We start from the raw sequence: 20,467 nt of genomic DNA on the forward strand, positions 1-20,467 counted from the left end.
ACCCTCCTTTCCTTAGTACGTACGTGCTTTTGGTGGAAATGCTTCACGATGGATAGGCTCCATGTTTACACCACGTTTCGTCATTGCTTCCGTTTCTGGGTTGTAGATAGAGTGGCATAGCCACTGCTCATCATCACGGTCTGGGAAGTCAAAACGAGCATGCGCACCACGGCTTTCTGTGCGGTAGTTAGCCGCAACCGCCGTCGCATAAGCAGTTTCCATCAAGTTTTCTAGTTCAAGACACTCAATACGTTGTGTGTTGAACTCAGTCGACTTATCAGCAAGGTGAGCGTTTTTCAGACGTTCACGGATAGCTTTCAGCTCTACTAGACCTTTTGCCATTGCATCACCTTCACGGAATACCGAGAAGTTGTTTTGCATACACTGTTGTAGGTCTTTACGAATTTGCGCTGGGTCTTCACCGTCAGTACTATTTTCCCAACGGTTGTAACGCTCTAGTGAACGTTCAATATCAGCTTCTGTAACAGGTTTCGCGTCAGCTTGTTTAAGCAGTGTTTCACCCAGATGAAGGCCCGTCGCACGACCAAATACCACCAAGTCAAGCAGTGAGTTACCACCTAGGCGGTTTGCACCGTGTACCGATACAGAAGCAATCTCACCACAAGCAAATAGACCTTGAACTTCAACGTCACCGCCATTCTCGTCCTGGCGAATCGCTTGACCTGATACCTGAGTAGGAATACCACCCATCATATAGTGACAAGTAGGAATTACAGGGATTGGCTCTTTGACCGGATCAACGTGAGCAAACGTACGAGACAGCTCACAAACACCTGGTAAACGAGACTCCAGAGTCTCTTTACCTAGGTGATCAAGTTTCAGTTTAATGTGTGGACCCCAAGGGCCATCACAGCCACGGCCTTCACGGATTTCAATCATCATTGAACGTGCAACCACGTCACGACCAGCAAGGTCTTTCGCGTTTGGTGCGTAACGTTCCATGAAGCGCTCGCCGTCTTTATTAAGAAGGTAACCACCCTCGCCACGACAACCTTCGGTTACAAGCACACCTGCGCCAGCGATACCCGTTGGGTGGAACTGCCACATTTCCATATCTTGCATCGGAACACCCGCACGAAGTGCCATACCAACACCATCACCAGTATTGATGTGCGCGTTAGTTGTTGATGCGTAAATACGGCCTGCACCACCAGTTGCTAAGATAGTTGCTTTCGATTTGAAGTAGCACACTTCACCCGTTTCCATGCATAGCGCAGTACAGCCTAGAACAACACCATCTTCATTTTTAACGATATCAAGAGCATACCACTCAGAGAATACCGTTGTTTTGTGCTTGATGTTCTGTTGGTAAAGCGTGTGCAGAAGTGCGTGACCAGTACGGTCAGCCGCTGCCGCTGTACGTGCCGCTTGCTCACCGCCAAAGTTCTTTGACTGACCACCAAACGGGCGTTGGTAAATAGTGCCGTTATCAAAACGAGAGAAAGGAAGACCCATTTTCTCTAGCTCGATAACAGATTCAGGACCGTTCTTACACATGTACTCGATTGCGTCTTGGTCACCGATATAGTCAGAACCTTTAACCGTATCGTACATGTGCTGTTCCCAATGGTCTTCGTGCGCGTTACCTAGCGCAACCGTAATACCACCTTGAGCAGAAACAGTGTGTGAACGAGTTGGGAATACTTTAGATAGCAAAGCACAAGAAAGACCTTGCTCCGAAATTTGTAGTGCAGCGCGCATACCTGCACCACCAGCGCCGATTACTACGGCATCAAACTCACGAACTGGAATAGACACTTACGCACCCCACAGAATAAATAGACCAGAGAAGACATAGCCGAATAGCACGGCAATAACACCAAGTTGAAGTGCACCACGAAGTTTCGCGCACTTAATGTAATCGGTTAATACTTGCCACAAACCGATCCACGCGTGAATCAGTACTGAAACAAGTGCCAACATGGTGAAGACTTTAGTGAATGTTCCACCAAAGAATTGGGTCCAAGATGCATAAGAGATATCTGTGAAGGCACAAAAGCTAACCAGATAAATCGTGTATAAAGTCATAATGATCGCTGATGCACGAATCAATAAGAAATCGTGGACACCATTACGACCAAATGAAGAAACGTGTTTTACCATACCAAGATCCCCGCCAATAGTGATAACACTGCAGTAGCACCAAACGCGACCTTCGCGCTCATCGCGCCTGATTCGAGTTCTTCAAAGTGGCCTAGGTCCATCAGTAGGTGACGAACACCGCCAGCAATGTGGTAGGCAAGTGCAGTTAGAATGCCCCACAGAATGAATTTCACGAAGAAGCTATCGACAATGTCAGCGGCTTCCATAAAACCCATAGGGGATGACAGAGAAATGGACAGTAACCAAAGCAATATGCCCACCGCAACAAACGTAATCACTCCCGACACACGGTGTAGGATTGACGCGATTGCTGTGATGGGAAAGCGGATGGTCTGTAAATCTAAATTAACAGGTCTTGACTTTCTTTCTTTCACGGGCTTGCTCACTCAGCTCCATTGAGCATTTATTGTTATAACTAATTTCAGCTTCCAAATGTGCAAAAGTTAACATTTGATTAACAAATACTCGCAATATACCTAGAGATAATTGTAAACACTTTGTTAACAACCGGAGTCCAAAAACAAACCTCACTTTTGTTTCCAGCCCCGAATTTATAAGGATTTAACTAAAATTTTCTGTGCCAATATACGACCAGCAACATTCTAATACAATTGATGTAACAAATTATGCTACATAGAACAGATTTTTAACGATTTTCATGAGAAAAATCATAACAAGTGCACACAAAAATGGAGAAAAATTGACTTTAAGCTTTAACAACAGTACAAAAATGGCACATAAACATCCTGGACGGATTAAATAATAAACAAAGGAGATTGTTATGGCGGATAAGAAAGCTACCCTTCATGTTGAAGGTCATGCGCCGATCGAACTGCCAATTATGGACGGTACGCTAGGTACACCTGTAATTGATGTTCGTAAACTGGGAGCCAATGGTTACTTTACTTTTGACCCAGGTTTTCTTGCCACTGCATCTTGTGAATCATCAATCACATACATCGATGGCGGCAAAGGTATTCTTTTGCACCGCGGTTACCCGATTGATCAATTAGCCAATAACGCAGATTACTTGGAAGTATGTTACATCCTGCTTTATGGCGAAGCCCCTACCCGTGAGCAATACGAGCAATTCAAAACAACTGTTACTCGCCATACTATGGTGCACGAGCAAATCGCAAGCTTCTTCCATGGCTTCCGTCGCGACGCTCACCCAATGGCAGTAATGTGTGGCGTAGTTGGTGCACTAGCGGCCTTCTACCACGATTCACTAGATATCAACAACGACGAGCACCGCGAAATTGCGGCTTACCGTCTGCTATCGAAAATGCCAACATTGGCGGCGATGTGTTACAAGTACTCAATCGGCCAGCCGTTTATTTACCCTCGTAACGACCTAAACTACGCAGAAAACTTCTTACACATGATGTACGCAAACCCATGTGAAGAATACGAAGTAAACCCTGTTGTTGCGCGTGCGATGGATAAAATCTTCACACTTCACGCAGATCACGAGCAAAACGCTTCAACCTCGACGGTTCGTCTATCTGGTTCTTCTGGCGCGAACCCGTTTGCGTGTATTGCCGCAGGTATTGCTTCTCTATGGGGTCCTGCACACGGTGGTGCAAACGAAGCGTGTCTGAAGATGCTTGAAGAGATTGGCAGCGTAGATAACATTCCTGAGTATGTAGAGCGTGCGAAAGACAAAGATGACCCATTCCGTCTGATGGGCTTCGGTCACCGCGTTTACAAGAACTACGACCCACGTGCAACAGTAATGCGTGAAACATGTCACGAAGTGCTAAAAGAGCTGAACATCAAAGATCCACTACTAGATGTAGCAATGGAACTTGAGCGTATTGCACTTTCTGACGAATACTTCGTATCTAAGAAGCTTTACCCGAACGTAGACTTCTACTCAGGCATCATCTTAAAAGCGATCGGTATTCCTGTATCGATGTTTACGGTAATCTTCGCGATTTCTCGTACTATCGGTTGGATCGCTCACTGGAACGAAATGCACAGCGACCCACTAAACCGAATCGGTCGTCCTCGTCAGCTATACACTGGTGAAACTCAACGTGAGTTCTCTCCATTGCACGAGCGTGAGTAACGGTTAGAATCGAATAAAAATAAGGGTTGGCGTGAAAGCGTCAACCCTTTCTTTATTTAAGGAGCTCAGGAACGAGCTGAAGCCCTATGGATGCGGGATAGCGCTCGTGCGGGGTCCGAGTACTTCATCACCCTCAAGAGCGAGGGACGAGCGAGTTGGGGATCTGTTCTTCCCTTCAGCTCCCGAAGTGCAACTGTCTCTCGTAGCAAAGGACAAAGCCCTTCCCTTTTATACTGGGTTATCAATATCGATAAACGTGACGTCTAAGCCATGCTCCTGCGCTAACCACTCACCCAACGCTTTAATGCCGTAACGTTCAGTGGCATGGTGGCCAGCTGAGAAATAATGAATGTCTAACTCACGAGCCGTGTAAGTGGTGCGCTCCGAGATCTCACCCGAAATAAATGCATCTAATCCATGCTGAGCAGCAAGCTCAATGAAATCCTGACCACCGCCAGTACACCAGCCGACTGTCTCAATCATTTTGTCTGCATTGTCAGGGTCAATATGCAAAGGTTCACGGTTTAGTACTTGATTGATTTTGTTAGCGAAGTTGGCACCTGTCATTGCCTGTTTCAAACGACCAAACATCGCTACCGATTGAGGATGTCCTTCTAAGCCGCCTTCCACTTCAATGTCTAGCAAGCGTGCAAGTTCTGCGTTGTTACCAAGTTCAGGATGAATGTCTAACGGTAAGTGGTAGCCATATAGGTTGATATCATTTTTGATCAAGCTACGGATACGCTTTCCTTTCATACCACGAATTGGCTCTGGCTCGCCTTTCCAAAAGTAGCCGTGGTGAACAAGCAGTGCATCAGCATCTAACTCGATGGCTTTATCGATCAGAGCTTGTGAAGCAGTGACACCTGTCACGATGCGTTTGATTTCTAATTTGCCTTCTACTTGCATACCATTAGGTGCATAGTCTTTGATCAGTTGCGGCGACAGTTTCTCGTTAAGGAGCTTTTCCAGCTGTAAATTATTCATTTTTACTTCCAATACTTGTGGCTTGAGCAAAGTGTATCTCGAACCGCAATCGAGATGCCAGTTGTGGCATCCCCAAGTCAAATAAATTTAGATACAATAAAGACGCTTTGCCCGTGACAACAAGGATAATGGATGAATTCTCTACAACGTTTCTATCAATGGATTGCTAACACCCCACCACTTTTTAAACTTCAAACGCCCTTTGTCACTGTTGAAGATATTCCGGCATTGCCGCTACCAGACAATGAAGATTACGATGGCAACCCACGACTCGGCTTTCTATACCAACATCTTTGTACCAAGTTGCTGACTTGCTCCTCTCGATATGAGTTGGTTGCCGAAGAGATTCAACTCAATGACACTACTGGGCGCACAATTGGCGCCGTCGATTTGATCCTCGAAAATCAGGAAACAAACCAACACGAACATTGGGAAGTCGCCATTAAATTCTACTTACTGCATGAAGGCATTTGGTATGGGCCGAATGCACACGACCAACTGCATAAGAAACTCGAACGTATGCTCACCCACCAGCTAAAGATGAGCCAGAGAGCAGAGTTCCATCAACAACTGCCTTTAGACCATATCCCGAGTGAGCACCTCCTGATGCAGGGACGTCTTTACGTTAACCCTTTTTCTGCAGAACCTATCCCAACAAGCTGTTTAGGATACGAATTGGACCCAAATCAAATATCCGGTTACTGGTGCTACCAAAGTCAATGGGAGCAAGTCGAAGAGCCACTTTACGCCCTCTCTAAACCGCTTTGGGCAATAGGCAATGAGGAGTTCTTAAAGCCAATCAATAAGCCATCCGATAGGTTTGTTCACGCTCAAACTAAGAGCGGGGAATTTTGGTTTGTTGTACCAGATACTTGGCCAAACTAGAGACGAGGTAAGATTTTATTTTGGTTTTCTGTGGATAGGTTATATCAACGTCCTAATCTCCATGTTCACAGCTGTAAGAGATTCTCGACTACGTTCCTTCGTCGCTTTCGGGAAAGACGTTATCAAAGTCAGTATATCTAATTCATCATCCTCAAGAGTAAAGAACGAGCGAGTTGGGGATTTCTTTCTTTTTCTCGCCTCTCGAAGCACAGCGTTCCCTCTCAACAAACAAAAAAAGGGCCGACACATTGTCGACCCTTTCAAAACCTTAATCGTTTGTATTACAGACCAGCGGCTGCAAACACTTGATTAACGATTTCCTGTGCTTCTGCTTCGATTTGTTTTAGGTGCTCTTCACCTTTAAAACTCTCACAGTAAATCTTGTAGATATCTTCTGTGCCTGATGGACGAGCAGCAAACCAGCCATTCGCTGTTGTTACTTTTAGACCACCAATCGCAGCACCATTACCTGGAGCGTGCGTCAGACGAGCAGTGATTGCATCACCAGCTAGAGTTTCAGCCGCAACCATTTCTGGTGACAACTTCTTCAATACGTCTTTTTGTGGGCCATTTGCGACAGCTTGAATACGGTTGTACTTAGACTCACCGTGCTTCGCAGCTAGCTCTTCATAGTAATCTTGAGGGTTCTTACCCGTTACCGCAGTGATCTCTGCCGCTAGAAGACATAGCAAGATGCCGTCTTTGTCTGTTGACCAAGGCGTACCATCTTTACGAAGGAAAGATGCACCAGCGCTTTCTTCCCCGCCGAAACCGAACTTACCAGTGTACAGGCCATCCACGAACCATTTGAAGCCAACAGGTACTTCACATAGCTCACGACCTAGATCCGCAACAACACGGTCAATCAGAGCACTTGAAACTAGCGTTTTACCAACAGCTACGTCTTTACCCCATGCGTCACGGTGACGGTATAGGTAGTCGATACAAACCGCTAAGAAGTGGTTCGGGTTCATCAGACCTTTCGGCGTAACGATACCGTGGCGATCGTAGTCAGGGTCGTTACCAAAGGCTAAGTCGTATTCATCTTTCAACGCCAATAGACCCGCCATTGCGTAAGGAGAAGAACAATCCATACGTACAACGCCGTCTTTATCTAGAGACATGAATTGGAAAGAAGGATCAATCGCTTCACTTACTAGCGTTAGGTCTAGGTCGTATGCCTGACCAATTTGACGCCAGTAATCAATGCCACTGCCACCCAATGGATCTACACCAATCTTCAGGTTTGCTTTTTGGATTGCTTCCATATCGATAACATTCACTAGATCATCGATGTATGGCTTCACCAAATCCATCTCTACAAACAGATCCGATGCTTTCGCTTCTGCCAGTGGTAGGCGTTTAACACCTTGCAAACCTTCAGCAATCAGCGCGTTTGCACGATCTTCGATCGCTTGAGTCAGCTCCGCTTCTGCAGGGCCACCGTGCGTCGGGTTGTATTTGATACCGCCGTCTTGTGGTGGGTTATGCGATGGGGTAATTACGATACCGTCTGCTTTGTCATCATGCTTGATGTTGTGAGTCAGAATTGCATGTGAAATACCCGGTGTTGGTGTGTAGCCGTTGTCTTGTTGAACAATCACTTTCACACCATTTGCAATCAATACTTCAATCACACTTGAAAATGCTGGCTCTGATAGTGCATGCGTGTCTTTACCTACAAACAGTGGACCTGTTGTACCTTGCTCAGCACGAACTTCCGCTACCGCTTGAGCGATGGCTAAAATGTGGTTTTCGTTAAAAGTGTGCTTATCTGCAGTACCGCGGTGACCAGAAGTACCAAATTTAACTTTGTGTTCTGCGTTTGCTGCGTCTGGTTGAAGTAAGAAGTAGTTAGCAACGAGTGCTGGGATATTGTGAAGATCTTCCTGCTGCGCTTTTTGCCCAGCACGAGGGTGCATAGCCATGTTTGACATCCTTTCTTTAAATACAAATAAAATTAAAAAAGCCTCATAATATCCGCTAAACGCTACACATTATGAGGCTTCTATCAGGTTTCTTTAGATTGAACCTGTTACTTTTTCGATTAAGTCAGGTTGGAACTCCATGTGTGTCATTACCTGCTCAACCATCTGTCTTTTACGACTGGTATTGTTATTGGTAATCACCCAAAACGGTGTATCCGGAATAGCTTTAGGCTTGGTTGTATTACCGTTTGCTAACAGTGTCTCTTCGTTGTCTGCAAAATATACACGTTTGCGACCTTTAACCTTTGTTGCTTGCGCAAACCCTTCTGGGTTCAGGTTATGTAATGTTGACAATACCAACATAAAACGATCAATTGCTTTTTTAAGTGACGCGAACTCATCCGAAATTAATAGCGAACGCATTTCTTTCACAGTATCAATTTGCGCGTCTTTACCAGCATCTTTACTTACTACAATTCCCTGTGGCTGCTCTAATACAGGAGCACTTGTTTGCTGCTGTTTTTGACCATCTAGGTCCAAAAGGCGTCGTAAAATATCCGAGGCACTTTCACCGATATGCTGAGTTTTGCTCGCAATAAAACGGTATAGATCCTCATCAACCTCAATTGTTTTCATTCGCTTTTCACATTCTCAATGTTTAAACTCTGGGGGATTATAACGAGATCCTCTCGGATACTCCACGTTAAACCCATCACGAATAAGATAAAATGTCAGCATTACTCAACTATAAGCAAGAAGGGCAAGGCCAACCGGTTGTTTTGATTCATGGATTGTTTGGAAGTTTCAGTAATCTAGGGTTACTGGCTCGCGATCTCGTTCAGGATCACTCGGTGATCAGTATCGATCTCCGAAATCATGGCCTTTCTTTCCATTCAGACACGCACAATTATGAAGTTCTAGCACAAGATGTGGCCGATTTACTTCGCTATCTAAAGGTTGAGCCTGCACTTGTCATCGGCCACTCTATGGGTGGAAAAGTCGCTATGAAGTTGGTGGATGCAGCACCTGAGTTTGTTAAACGACTTGTCGTGCTGGATATGGCGCCCGTGGCTTACCAAACCAACCGTCACGACAACGTATTTAATGGCTTGCAAGCAGTCATCAAAGAGCAACCAGCTAATCGCCAGCAAACAATGGATATTCTCGCTCAACATATTGAGATCGATGGCGTCAGACAGTTCCTGTCGAAATCGTTGTATAAAAATGGCGACAAAATGGATTGGCGCTTTAACGTTGCGAGTTTGTTCAACAACTATAACGACATCATTGGCTGGCAAGAAATCGCACCTACAAACATTCCCACTTTGTTTGTTAAAGGTGGTGATTCAGATTACTTAATGCCTGAGCACCAGCCTGCGGTTCAGCGCCAGTTTAATAACGCCAAAGCACACATTATTGCCAATACCGGGCACTGGTTACATGCCGAGAAGCCGGCCGAAGTGATGCGCGTGATCAGGAAATATATTTCGAGTTAACAAATTCGAAAAACTACGCCTAATTATTGAAATAACCCTTCTTATAGTGCATTAACTTTACGGATTAACAGTGGTATAGTGCGCCCAAGATTTTTTGGCATGAAGGACGACAATGCTATACGACTATATGGACATGCTCGAGTCAATTGGACTCGATCTGCTTTTTGCTGCTATCTTCTTTTTCATCGGGATGGCAATAAAAGATGTACTCAAGCAAGGCAATGTACCTGTTTTTGGTCGTCGTATCGTATGGTTAGTCCTTTTCCTAGGCTGTGCTGGTTTTATCGCTAAAGGCATTATTCAGCTAAGCTGGGAAGGTACTGGATTAGGTTAAGTCCGGCTCCCCCATCGCCAGTAACATACAATGTAAAGGTATAGACTCTATGGCAAGTGTAGGTATCTTCTTCGGTAGCGACACAGGTAATACTGAAGCCGTTGCAAAGATGATTCAAAAGCAGCTAGGTAAACAGCTAGTTCACGTTCAAGACATCGCAAAAAGCAGCAAAGAAGACATTGATAACTTTGATCTTCTACTTCTAGGTATCCCAACTTGGTACTACGGTGAAGCACAATGTGATTGGGATGACTTCTTCCCAGAGCTTGAGCAAGTAGACTTCTCAACTAAGCTTGTGGCTATCTTCGGTTGTGGTGACCAAGAAGATTACGCAGAGTATTTCTGTGACGCGATGGGCACAGTGCGTGATATCGTTGAAGCAAAAGGCGGTACTATCCTAGGCCACACTTCAACTGATGGTTATGAGTTTGAAGCGTCTAAAGCACTTGTTGAAGGCGATGACAGTCAATTCGTAGGTCTATGTATTGATGAAGATCGTCAACCTGAATTGACTGACGAACGCGTTGAAAACTGGGTTAAGCAAATCTACGAAGAGATGTGCCTAGCTGAGCTTGAAGGCTAATACAGCATTCATGAAGAAAGACCTCCTATTGGGAGGTCTTTTTGTCTCTGATGATTATGGTGCTTCTGTCGCAATTTCGTCTTCTCGATACTGAGGCTTTTTACGTACATATAGCTTACGTTTAACTTCAGACACTACGTTACCATCTTTGTCTTTCACATAAGTGATAAATTCAGGAAAACACTTTTCTCCATTTCGCGTCATCTGATAGATCTCATCTAACATCCCATCGCTCACTTCGAAATCTGCATACAAATCACTTTGACCAGGTTTAATAAAGTTAATGCTCGCCTCTTTGTCCCATACATAGTATTCCTCTCGCAGAATGCCCATTAGCATCAGAGAATAAACAGGATCGGTCAGAGAGAAGATACTGCCACCATATTGGGTTCGATTTGCATTTTTGTTCCACCACCGAAGCTTCAGTCGGACTTTAACTGTTCGAAAGTCCTCGGAAATATGTAAGATTTTAATTCCAGCCCCCCAAAAAGGAGGCCAAATATTGAGCGCAAACTTCACTATTCCCGGCTTATATATTTTGGCGAGTCGCTTATTCATTGCCTTCCATGCCTCTAACATTTCCATGTTACGCAATTGTAACTGGTCTGATCTGTAATATAATCGACCCGTTCCCAATTTACAAAAATAATCTATTAACCCTTTGAAGTTCGTGGTTTATTGTTGACGCGGCTTAACCTATAATGGTAGGAATATTGAATTCTGTTAAATCGCTGCAGATGATCCAACGGGAAAGTATATGTCAGACAACAATCAGGCGCTAAAGGATGCGGGTCTTAAAGTAACGCTTCCTAGGCTAAAAATTTTAGAAGTACTACAACAGCCAGACTGCCAACACATCAGCGCTGAAGATTTGTACAAGAAGCTTATCGATTTAGGTGAAGAAATTGGTCTTGCGACTGTTTATCGAGTTCTAAACCAGTTTGATGATGCGGGTATCGTAACTCGCCACCATTTTGAAGGCGGCAAGTCGGTATTCGAACTTTCAACTCAGCACCATCACGACCACCTAGTGTGTCTTGATTGTGGTGAGGTTATTGAATTCTCAGATGACATTATCGAGCAACGCCAGAAAGAGATTGCAGCTCAATACAACGTACAGCTGACTAACCACAGCTTATACCTTTACGGTAAGTGCAGTGATGGCTCTTGCAAAGACAACCCTGACGCACATAAACCATCAAAATAAATAGTAATTGATATTTATGTAATTTATGGTTAAAACGCTAGCGTAAAGCTGGCGTTTTTTGTTTTGGAGGTAGTCATGAATTCTCAGCAGAATGGTTTTACACTGCTTGAGCTTGTAATCGCGATCGTTGTGCTTGGTATTCTTGCTGTCGTAGCAGCGCCAAGATTTCTCAACATTCAAGACGATGCATATCTAGCTAAAATCGAAGATATCGCCACAAACCTCCAAACCGGGGTAAAGTTCACCCAGAGTCAGTGGCTCGCCAATGGTGCTACACCTGAAGCTCAGGTCAATTTACAAGGATATGGTGGTGGAAGCCTAGATGTAAATGAATTTGGCTATCCGCTAGGAACCAACAAAGGTAACAGTAACGGTAAGATTGGTAGTCCTTTTAACATTGGCAAGAACAACCCAGGCTGTATCGCCGTATGGGAAGCGTTATTGGGGACTGAATATCGTTTATCTAACTCCAATAACCAGCATGATGCTGTCGACTTCATTACAAAAAGAGTAAAAGACAGCTCTGGTCACTGGTCTGTATGTTATTACATATATACAGTAAAGGGATATGATGATGATCCTGACAGCGCTCAGTTTGTGATTTGGTATGACTCTAAACAAGGTACCGCTTCCACAACAAAACCAGGACGTCTCTAACACTAACTTACAAACAAAAAATGCCAGCAATTGCTGGCATTTTTGTTGGCGATAAATTGAGATTATTGGTTCTCGATTTTCGCCCAAGTATCACGTAAACCAACCGTACGGTTGAATACTAGGTTATCTGCTGAAGAGTCTTTCGAATCTGCACAGAAGTAACCCATACGCTCAAATTGGTAACCTTTTTCAGCTTCTGATGATGCTAAACTTGGCTCAACAAAACCGTTTAGAATCACTAGTGATTCTGGGTTGATTGTCGCAGCAAAGTCATCCGCAGCAGCTGGGTTTGGTACTGTGAACAAACGATCGTACAGACGAATTTCTGCAGGCAGAGCTTTGTCCGCTGAAACCCAGTGAATTACACCTTTCACTTTACGGCCATCTGCTGGGTTCTTACCTAGTGTATCAGCATCGTAAGTACAGAAGATTGTTGTGATGTTGCCTTCCGCGTCTTTCTCGATGCGTTCAGCCTTGATCACGTATGCGCCACGTAGACGTACTTCTTTACCTAGAACAAGACGCTTGTACTTCTTGTTTGCTTCTTCACGGAAGTCTTCGCGCTCGATCCAAACTTCACGAGTGAATGGCACTTCACGCTCACCCATTTCAGGTTTGTTTGGATGGTTAGCTACCGTTAGAGTTTCAACCGCGCCTTCTTCAAAGTTCTCGATAACGATCTTAACTGGATCTAGAACGGCCATCGCACGTGGTGCATTTTCGTTTAGATCATCACGAATACAAGATTCTAGTGAACCGAACTCAATCATGTTCTCCTGCTTCGTTACGCCGATACGCTTACAGAACTCACGAATAGATGCAGATGTGAAGCCACGACGACGCAGACCTGATACGGTTGGCATACGTGGGTCATCCCAACCGTCAACCAATTTCTCAGTTACTAGTTGGTTTAGCTTACGCTTAGACATCACTGTGTATTCAAGGTTGAGGCGGCTGAACTCGTACTGGTGAGGACGACATTCAATTGTGATGTTATCTAGTACCCAGTCGTACAGACGACGGTTATCCATGAACTCTAGAGTACAGATAGAGTGCGTAATGCCTTCTAGCGCATCAGAGATACAGTGTGTGAAGTCGTACATTGGGTAAATGCACCACTTATCACCAGTCTGGTGGTGAGTCGCGAAACGTACACGGTAGATCACTGGGTCACGCATAACCATGAATGAAGAACCCATGTCGATCTTCGCACGAAGACACGCTTTACCTTCTTCGAACTCACCCGCACGCATTTTTTCAAATAGCGCTAGGTTTTCTTCTACCGGACGATCACGGTATGGGCTTGGTTTACCCGGAGCCGTTAGCGTACCGCGGTATTCACGAATCTGCTCAGGACTTAGCTCATCAACGTACGCTAAGCCTTTATTAATCAATTCAATTGCATATTCGTAAAGCTTGTCGAAGTAGTTTGATGAGTAACATACTTCACCATCCCACTCAAAGCCCAACCAGTTTACATCTTTCTTGATAGACTCAACGTATTCGATGTCTTCTTTTTCAGGGTTTGTATCGTCGAAACGTAGGTTACATTGACCCTGGTAGTCCTGAGCAATACCGAAGTTCAAACAGATAGACTTAGCATGACCGATGTGCAGGTAACCATTTGGTTCCGGCGGAAATCGAGTATGCACGCTAGTGTGTTTACCATCCGCTAGATCTTTATCAATGATCTGGCGAATAAAGTTTGATGGACGAGCATCAGCTTCACTCATCTATAGCACCTCAAAATAATAGTATTGTCAGAGAAAACGAGACTCTGTTAACCGCTATGGTTTTACAGAGTGCATTGCTCCTAATGATCCACAATTATTAGTAATTAGACAACAAGATCTCGCTTTAAATAGCCATTATTTATCGTGTTAGCTTGATTGCTCAGCAGTTCATCGTCTTAAAAACGAAAAAAGGCCTCCCGAAGGAGGCCCAATCATAGAGAGTCAGTTTGATGTAACTAAGGAAGTTTTACATCTGATAGGTCTTCACCTGCACCGATTGCTTTCATTTCACCAGCAACGATTTCAGCAAGAGGACCAAGGATAACTTGAAGGTTGTTTTCGCCTAGCTTAACGACACCTTTCGCACCTAGTTTCTTAAGTACAGCTTCGTCTGCTACTGAGCGGTCTTTAAGAGTAAGACGTAGACGAGTGATACATGCGTCGATTGAAGTTAGGTTGTCATGACCACCTAGCGCTTTCAGGTATTGACGAGCTAGGTCACCTTTCTTCGCATCACCAGCTGGAGCAGCAGATGTATCTTCGTCATCGTCTTCACGACCTGGAGATTTCAGGTTGAATGCGCGGATTGCGAAGCTAAATGTGAAGAAGTATAGAGCACCGAAGCCTAGACCGATTGCGAACAATAGTAGAGGTTTAGTTGCTAGGCCGTAGTTCAATACGAAGTCGATAAGACCTGCAGAGAAGCCGAAGCCGTGCAGTGTACCAAACATGTTAGCAACTACTAGAGATAGACCAGTAAATACTGCGTGCATTGCGTATAGAGCTGGAGCTAGGAATACGAACATGAACTCTAGTGGCTCGGTGATACCTGTTAGGAATGAACAGAATGCTACTGAGAATAGTGCACCACCAACTTGGCTACGTTTTTCAGCAGGTGCTGCTAGGTACATAGCTAGAGCTGCACCAGGTAGACCGAACATCATTACTGGGAAGAAACCGTTCATGAATACACCAGCGCTCTTATCGCCGCCGAAGAAACGGTGTAGGTCACCAGATTTAACAGTTTCCGTTACTTCTTTAACTGTTGCAGTGATTTCTGGAGTTACAGAGTTAGCAAATTCGAATGTGTGAGTTTGACCAGCAACAAGAGTCTTAGCTAGAGCTGGGTCAACACAAAGCTGTTGTAGAGCAGGAAGTGCTTGACCAGCAGCCGTTGCGCCAGAAACTAGAACTTCTTGACACGTACCCATACCGAACCAGAAGTACGAGTTTAGTACGTGGTGTAGACCTACAGGGATAAGTGCACGGTTAAGAGTACCGTATACGAACTGACCGATAGCACCAGAAGTAGAAACTGCGTGAGCTAGCGCGTCAAGACCGCCTTGGATTGTTGGCCATACAACACCAGCAACAGCACCAGCTACTAGCGAGAATAGACCCGCCATGATTGGTACTAGACGTTTGCCAGAGAAGAATGCCAACCACTCAGGAAGACGTGTAGCATGGAAAGCGTTGTAAGAGTGACCAGCGATAATACCAGCGATGATACCGCCGAAGAATGACATGTTAACGTCAGCGTTGATTGTGGTCGCTGTTGCTGTAATTACGAAGTAAGCAACTGCACCAGCTAGACCTGCAGCACCTTGACCGTCTTTAGAAAGACCAATCGCAATACCTAGACCAAATAGAAGTGGAAGCTGACCGAAGATCGCGCCACCAGCTTGAGCCATAAATGGAATGTCTAATAGGTCACCTTGACCTAAGCGTAGTAAAAGCGCCGCAACTGGAAGCGTTGCGATAGGAAGCATAAGAGCTTTACCTAACTTTTGCGCATATCCAAGAATATTCACCTTAAGTTCCCCCTATAGGATTTTATGTTTTGCCGAAAGACTTATTTCAGTCGTTCAATTTAGTCGTTCTCAGTTTATGACATTAATTTTGCTCCGCAAATTAAAAGCTCATTGTTTGTGATCATAATCACCAGATTTTGCCTTTCCAAAAGGTTTTTGCTAGCGAGATCATAAAACTTATTTTATTATACGAAAAAATGGCGTTTTAAAGATAAGATTCTCGCACTTTATGCAAGACAGAATCAGTGTTATTTTGGTATCTCAATAGATGATTCATAGTAACTTCGCTCTGAAAAACAATCATAAAAACCAATTACTTTTATGTTTTTCAGTTGGTTACTCTGATAATGACATCGATAAAACGCGACTTGCTGTATTTAACTCGTTATCTAATTCAGTAACACAAAGTAAGTTACCGATTAGGTTCGCATTCATCGCTATTAGATAACGAGGAAGAATTTAAATTCTCACGTATAAGGATTAGCTGACTATGTATGCGCTAAGTAACTGTAAAATCTATACCGGTAGTGATGTTCTTACCGATCATGCGGTCATCATCGACAACGACAAGATTCAATCAGTAGTGCCAGTTACTGAACTGCCAGAAGGTATGGAAATTAGAAACCTAGAAGGTGCCAACCTAAGCCCGGGTTTTATTGACCTTCAGCTAAACGGCTGCGGCGGCGTGATGTTGAATGATGAAATCACTCCAGAAACAATGCAGATTATGCATGAAGCTAACCTTAAGTCTGGTTGTACAAGCTTCTTACCTACTCTTATCACTTCTTCAGACGAAGACATGCGTGCTTCGATTGCTGCGGCTCGCGAGTACCACAATAAATACCAAAACCAATCGCTAGGTTTGCATCTTGAAGGTCCGTACCTAAACGTAGCGAAAAAAGGTATTCACAGCGTTGACTTCATCCGCCCTTCTGACGACGGTATGATTGACCTGATTTGTGCGAATGCTGACATCATCGCAAAAGTAACGCTAGCACCAGAGCAAAATAACCCAGAGCACATCTCTCGTTTGAAAGCGGCTGGTATCGTGGTTTCTATTGGTCACACCAACGCGACTTATGCAGAAGCTCGTCAAGGCTTCGACGCAGGTATCACTTTCGCTACCCACCTATTTAACGCAATGACACCAATGGTTGGTCGTGAACCAGGTGTAGTTGGTGCGATTTACGACACTCCTGAAGTTTACGCAGGTATCATTGCTGACGGCTTCCACGTTGATTACGCAAACATTCGAATTGCTCATAAAATCAAAGGTGAAAAGCTTGTTTTGGTGACGGATGCCACAGCTCCAGCAGGTGCTAACATTGATCACTTTATTTTTGTCGGTAAGAAAGTATATTACCGAGATGGTAAGTGTGTTGATGAAAATGGCACACTAGGCGGCTCAGCTCTGACTATGATTGAAGCAGTTCAGAATACAGTTGAGCACGCAGGCATCGCTTTAGACGAAGCTCTACGAATGGCTACGCTGTATCCAGCAACCGCAATCGGTGTTGAAGACAGTCTTGGTCGTATTCGAAAAGGAATGGTAGCTAACCTGACCGTTTTCGATCGTGACTTCAATGTAAAAGCGACGGTTGTTAACGGACAATACGAGCAAAATTAAGCATGAATGGCGGACAGATTGGTAATGTAGATTTAGTAAAACAGCTTAACAGCGCTGCGGTATATAGGCTGATTGACCAACAAGGTCCAATCTCCCGTATTCAGGTCGCGGATGTTAGTCAGCTCGCTCCAGCGAGTGTTACCAAAATAACCCGCCAACTTTTAGAGCGCGGCTTAATCAAAGAAGTCGCGCAACAAGCTTCTACTGGCGGTCGACGAGCTATCTCGCTGACCACTGAAGTAAAACCTTTTCACTCCATCGCTGTTCGATTAGGGCGAGACTATGTTCAGTTTTGTCTGTATGACCTCGGTGGCACCGCACTAGCAGAAGACCAACACGAACTTCACTACACCAATCAAGCAGACCTCATTGCAGGTTTGGTCGATTTGTTAAAAGAATTTGTGGATCGCTGCCACGATAAGATCGATCAATTAATAGCTATTGGCATTACGCTTCCTGGCTTGGTAAACCCTACCACCGGCGTAGTTGAGTACATGCCAAACACAGATATTGATAACCTAGCCTTGGGTGAGATCATTCGTGAAAAGTTCAATACCGCATGTTTTGTTGGTAACGACGTGCGTGGTATGGCACTGGCTGAACACTACTTTGGTGCGAGCCAAGATTGCCAAGACTCAATCCTTGTCAGTGTTCACCGTGGTACCGGTGCTGGTATCATTGTGAATGGCCAAGTATTCCTCGGCTTTAACCGCAACGTAGGTGAAATTGGTCACATTCAAATCGACCCGCTTGGCGAACAATGCCAATGTGGCAACTTCGGTTGTTTAGAAACCGTAGCCGCAAACCCCGCTATCGTTCAACGAGTGAAAAAGCTGATTGCACAAGGTTACGAATCTAGCCTTACCCAGCTTGAGCACATCACCATTGAAGATGTATGCACGCATGCAATAAACGGTGACGAATTAGCGAAGCAAAGCTTAGTTCGTGTGGGCAACCAGTTAGGAAAAGCCATTGCGATTACTGTTAACTTGTTTAACCCACAGAAAATAGTCATTGCCGGCGATATTACTGAAGCAGAAGAAATTGTTTTCCCTGCGATCCAGCGCAATGTTGAAAACCAGTCACTTAAAACATTCCACAATGAGCTGCCTATTGTCGCATCTCTTATTGATAAACAACCGACAATGGGTGCCTTTGCGATGATCAAGCGCGCTATGTTGAACGGTGTTTTGTTACAAAAGTTGCTAGAAGACTAAGTTTATACAACCAATTGAGTTACAATCTCGGGCTGTGGTTTCACAGCCCGTTTTTGTATATCAGGAATATAGCTCAACAGTATGGAAATTATTCTAATTACAACGGCGTTTCTCGCCGGCTTCATCGCTCTAAAATGTAACCTCCCCCCTTTGGTCGGCTTCCTACTTGCAGGTTTTGGCCTTCATGCGTTTGGCTACCAAAGTAATGACGTCATTGTCACTCTCGCAGATCTTGGTGTGACATTGCTGCTTTTCACCATTGGTTTAAAGCTGGATGTAAAAACGCTGCTTTCTAAAGAAATTTGGGGCGGTGCTACAGCGCACAATATTCTCTCGACTCTTTTCTTCGCGCTGGTTCTCATTGGCCTTAAACTGCTAGGTTTATCTTCCCTAGCTAGCATGGATCATAGTCAGATCCTATTACTTGCCTTTGCGCTCTCTTTCTCTAGTACCGTATTTGCAGTTAAAACGCTGCAAGAGAAAGGTGAGATGAACGCCACCTACGGCACACTAGCCATTGGTATCTTGGTTATGCAGGATATTTTTGCTGTGGTCTTCCTTACGGCTTCTACAGGCAAGATTCCAGAGTGGTACGCCATAGGTTTATTTGCATTACCGCTCCTTCGTCCATTGTTCTACAAACTGCTCGATAAAGTAGGTCACGGTGAAATGCTGGTTCTGTTCGGCATCTTTTTCGCGCTAGTGGTTGGTGCAGGCTTATTTGAACTGGTCGGTATGAAACCAGATTTAGGGGCTTTGATCTTAGGTATGCTGCTGGCTGGACACCGTAAAGCGTCTGAGCTATCAAAATCGCTCTTTAATATGAAAGAGCTCTTTTTAGTCTGTTTCTTCCTTAACATCGGTTTATCTGCGTCATTGAGCTTTACAGGTGTTGGCTTAGCACTGCTATTTATTCTGCTGCTGCCAATCAAGGGCTTGCTCTACTTCCTGACCATCAACCACTTTAAGTTCCGTGTGCGTACTTCATTGCTGACATCGTTATCACTTTTCAACTACAGTGAATTTGGTTTGATTGTTGGTGGCTTGGCCTACAAGATGGGGTGGATGCCTAGCGACATGCTGGCAGCAATTGCTGTTGCGGTGTCTATTTCATTCATCATTTCAGCCCCGCTGAACAGACTTGGCCACCAGATTTACCAACATTCTGGCAAATGGTTGCAAGAAACTGCAGCAGAAAAACTGAACCAACGCGACCAACTCATCAATCCCGGCCATGCCCAAGTCTTAATCCTTGGTATGGGTCGAATTGGCACTGGTGCTTACGACGAATTACGCGCTCGCTACGGTAAGATTTCGCTCGGCGTCGAAGTTCGTGAAGACGCCGCTCACAAGCATCGCTCTGAAGGCCGCAATGTCATCTCTGGCGATGCGACTGACCCAGATTTCTGGGAGCGTATTTTAGATACAGCAAACGTCAAACTGGTTCTATTGGCGATGCCGCATCACCAAGGTAACCAAACTGCGCTAGAGCAGCTACAAAGTCGAAACTATAAAGGGCAAATTGCAGCGATTGCCGAATACCCAGATCAACTTGAAGGCTTGCTAGAGACCGGCGTCGATGCCGCATTCAACATCTATAGCGAAGCTGGTAGTGGTTTTGCACGTCATGTTTGCGATCAACTTCAACCTCAATTTACGCCGATGAAATAAGCATCGAGGTGGATATTTTTACCGAGCCCTCTTTCAATTAGAGGGCTTTTTTGTATATTTCTTAAACCAAACCTTGATCTCATTCATTAAAAATAGATAATTTTTAAATACAATCTAACCAACAAGCCTTTTTATC

19 protein-coding genes are annotated in these 20,467 nt (G+C 44.6%); 10 read left to right on the forward strand and 9 right to left on the reverse strand.

Annotated features, from left to right (window positions below; genetic code table 11):
• Positions 1 to 12: 12 nt before the first annotated feature.
• The 3 genes from sdhA to sdhC are packed head-to-tail and all read right to left on the reverse strand — an operon-like array spanning position 13 to position 2,510.
• On the reverse strand, positions 13 to 1,779 hold the full coding sequence (gene sdhA / locus BSZ04_RS19415) for a succinate dehydrogenase flavoprotein subunit (protein WP_088881184.1): 1,767 nt from the start codon (positions 1,777 to 1,779) through the stop codon (positions 13 to 15).
• On the reverse strand, positions 1,780 to 2,124 hold the full coding sequence (gene sdhD, locus BSZ04_RS19420; protein WP_010446829.1) for a succinate dehydrogenase, hydrophobic membrane anchor protein: 345 nt from the start codon (positions 2,122 to 2,124) through the stop codon (positions 1,780 to 1,782). It abuts the gene before it with no gap.
• Positions 2,118 to 2,510, reverse strand: coding sequence for a succinate dehydrogenase cytochrome b556 subunit (gene sdhC / locus BSZ04_RS19425; protein ID WP_005426687.1), 393 nt, complete (start codon positions 2,508 to 2,510; stop codon positions 2,118 to 2,120). Before sdhC ends, sdhD begins: the two co-directional genes overlap by 7 nt.
• A 395-nt stretch (positions 2,511 to 2,905) precedes the next feature.
• Between sdhC and BSZ04_RS19430 the strand changes: the two genes are divergently transcribed.
• A complete protein-coding gene (locus tag BSZ04_RS19430; protein WP_010446823.1) occupies positions 2,906 to 4,195 on the forward strand; it encodes a citrate synthase in 1,290 nt (429 codons plus the stop codon).
• A 228-nt stretch (positions 4,196 to 4,423) separates the two neighbouring features.
• On the opposite strand, the gene BSZ04_RS19435 is transcribed toward BSZ04_RS19430, so the two are convergent.
• Positions 4,424 to 5,182, reverse strand: a complete 759-nt coding sequence (locus BSZ04_RS19435; protein WP_088881185.1) for a Nif3-like dinuclear metal center hexameric protein — start codon at positions 5,180 to 5,182, stop codon at positions 4,424 to 4,426.
• Between the two features lie 132 nt (positions 5,183 to 5,314).
• Between BSZ04_RS19435 and BSZ04_RS19440 the strand changes: the two genes are divergently transcribed.
• Positions 5,315 to 6,067 (forward strand): DUF1853 family protein, encoded by a 753-nt coding sequence (locus tag BSZ04_RS19440; protein ID WP_088881186.1) that lies wholly within the window; start codon positions 5,315 to 5,317, stop codon positions 6,065 to 6,067.
• Between the two features lie 281 nt (positions 6,068 to 6,348).
• Here the strand turns inward: BSZ04_RS19440 and pgm are convergent, their stop codons facing one another.
• Together pgm and seqA are read right to left on the reverse strand one after the other, a co-directional pair.
• A complete protein-coding gene (gene pgm / locus BSZ04_RS19445) occupies positions 6,349 to 7,995 on the reverse strand; it encodes a phosphoglucomutase (alpha-D-glucose-1,6-bisphosphate-dependent) (protein ID WP_088881187.1) in 1,647 nt (548 codons plus the stop codon).
• A gap of 93 nt (positions 7,996 to 8,088) precedes the next feature.
• Entirely contained in the window at positions 8,089 to 8,631 is a 543-nt protein-coding gene (gene seqA, locus BSZ04_RS19450) for a replication initiation negative regulator SeqA (RefSeq protein WP_010446807.1), read from the reverse strand.
• A 92-nt stretch (positions 8,632 to 8,723) separates the two neighbouring features.
• Between seqA and BSZ04_RS19455 the strand changes: the two genes are divergently transcribed.
• The 3 genes from BSZ04_RS19455 (at position 8,724) to fldA (ending at position 10,408) form a co-directional block, all read left to right on the forward strand.
• Entirely contained in the window at positions 8,724 to 9,491 is a 768-nt protein-coding gene (locus BSZ04_RS19455; protein ID WP_010446805.1) for an alpha/beta fold hydrolase, read from the forward strand.
• Between the two features lie 112 nt (positions 9,492 to 9,603).
• Positions 9,604 to 9,825, forward strand: a complete 222-nt coding sequence (locus tag BSZ04_RS19460) for a DUF2788 domain-containing protein (RefSeq protein WP_010446802.1) — start codon at positions 9,604 to 9,606, stop codon at positions 9,823 to 9,825.
• Between the two features lie 49 nt (positions 9,826 to 9,874).
• Entirely contained in the window at positions 9,875 to 10,408 is a 534-nt protein-coding gene (gene fldA, locus BSZ04_RS19465; protein ID WP_038885291.1) for a flavodoxin FldA, read from the forward strand.
• A gap of 54 nt (positions 10,409 to 10,462) precedes the next feature.
• Here fldA and BSZ04_RS19470 read toward each other — a convergent pair whose 3' ends face one another.
• Positions 10,463 to 10,966: a DUF4442 domain-containing protein gene (locus BSZ04_RS19470; RefSeq protein WP_088881638.1), complete on the reverse strand. Its 504-nt coding sequence runs from the start codon at positions 10,964 to 10,966 to the stop codon at positions 10,463 to 10,465.
• A gap of 199 nt (positions 10,967 to 11,165) precedes the next feature.
• On the opposite strand from BSZ04_RS19470, the gene fcrX reads away from it, so the two are divergent.
• Positions 11,166 to 11,615, forward strand: a complete 450-nt coding sequence (gene fcrX / locus BSZ04_RS19475) for a ferric iron uptake transcriptional regulator FcrX (RefSeq protein ID WP_010446797.1) — start codon at positions 11,166 to 11,168, stop codon at positions 11,613 to 11,615.
• A gap of 75 nt (positions 11,616 to 11,690) precedes the next feature.
• Positions 11,691 to 12,272 (forward strand): type II secretion system protein, encoded by a 582-nt coding sequence (locus tag BSZ04_RS19480; RefSeq protein ID WP_045390440.1) that lies wholly within the window; start codon positions 11,691 to 11,693, stop codon positions 12,270 to 12,272.
• 62 nt (positions 12,273 to 12,334) lie between these two features.
• On the opposite strand, the gene glnS is transcribed toward BSZ04_RS19480, so the two are convergent.
• Positions 12,335 to 14,005 carry a glutamine--tRNA ligase gene (glnS, locus tag BSZ04_RS19485; RefSeq protein WP_038885293.1) on the reverse strand — a complete coding sequence of 557 codons (1,671 nt, stop codon included), beginning with the start codon at positions 14,003 to 14,005 and terminating at the stop codon, positions 12,335 to 12,337.
• 236 nt (positions 14,006 to 14,241) lie between these two features.
• Positions 14,242 to 15,816, reverse strand: coding sequence for an N-acetylglucosamine-specific PTS transporter subunit IIBC (nagE, locus tag BSZ04_RS19490; protein ID WP_010446793.1), 1,575 nt, complete (start codon positions 15,814 to 15,816; stop codon positions 14,242 to 14,244).
• A 490-nt stretch (positions 15,817 to 16,306) separates the two neighbouring features.
• On the opposite strand from nagE, the gene nagA reads away from it, so the two are divergent.
• The 3 genes from nagA to BSZ04_RS19510 all read left to right on the forward strand — a co-directional run bounded on the left by nagA (position 16,307) and on the right by BSZ04_RS19510 (position 20,331).
• Entirely contained in the window at positions 16,307 to 17,443 is a 1,137-nt protein-coding gene (gene nagA / locus BSZ04_RS19500) for an N-acetylglucosamine-6-phosphate deacetylase (RefSeq protein WP_088881188.1), read from the forward strand.
• Between the two features lie 2 nt (positions 17,444 to 17,445).
• On the forward strand, positions 17,446 to 18,660 hold the full coding sequence (nagC, locus tag BSZ04_RS19505; protein ID WP_010446789.1) for a DNA-binding transcriptional regulator NagC: 1,215 nt from the start codon (positions 17,446 to 17,448) through the stop codon (positions 18,658 to 18,660).
• Between the two features lie 81 nt (positions 18,661 to 18,741).
• Positions 18,742 to 20,331: a cation:proton antiporter family protein gene (locus BSZ04_RS19510; protein ID WP_010446788.1), complete on the forward strand. Its 1,590-nt coding sequence runs from the start codon at positions 18,742 to 18,744 to the stop codon at positions 20,329 to 20,331.
• Positions 20,332 to 20,467: the final 136 nt, after the last annotated feature.

This window comes from Vibrio rotiferianus (assembly GCF_002214395.1).
GTDB classification, from domain to species: Bacteria; Pseudomonadota; Gammaproteobacteria; order Enterobacterales; family Vibrionaceae; genus Vibrio; species Vibrio rotiferianus.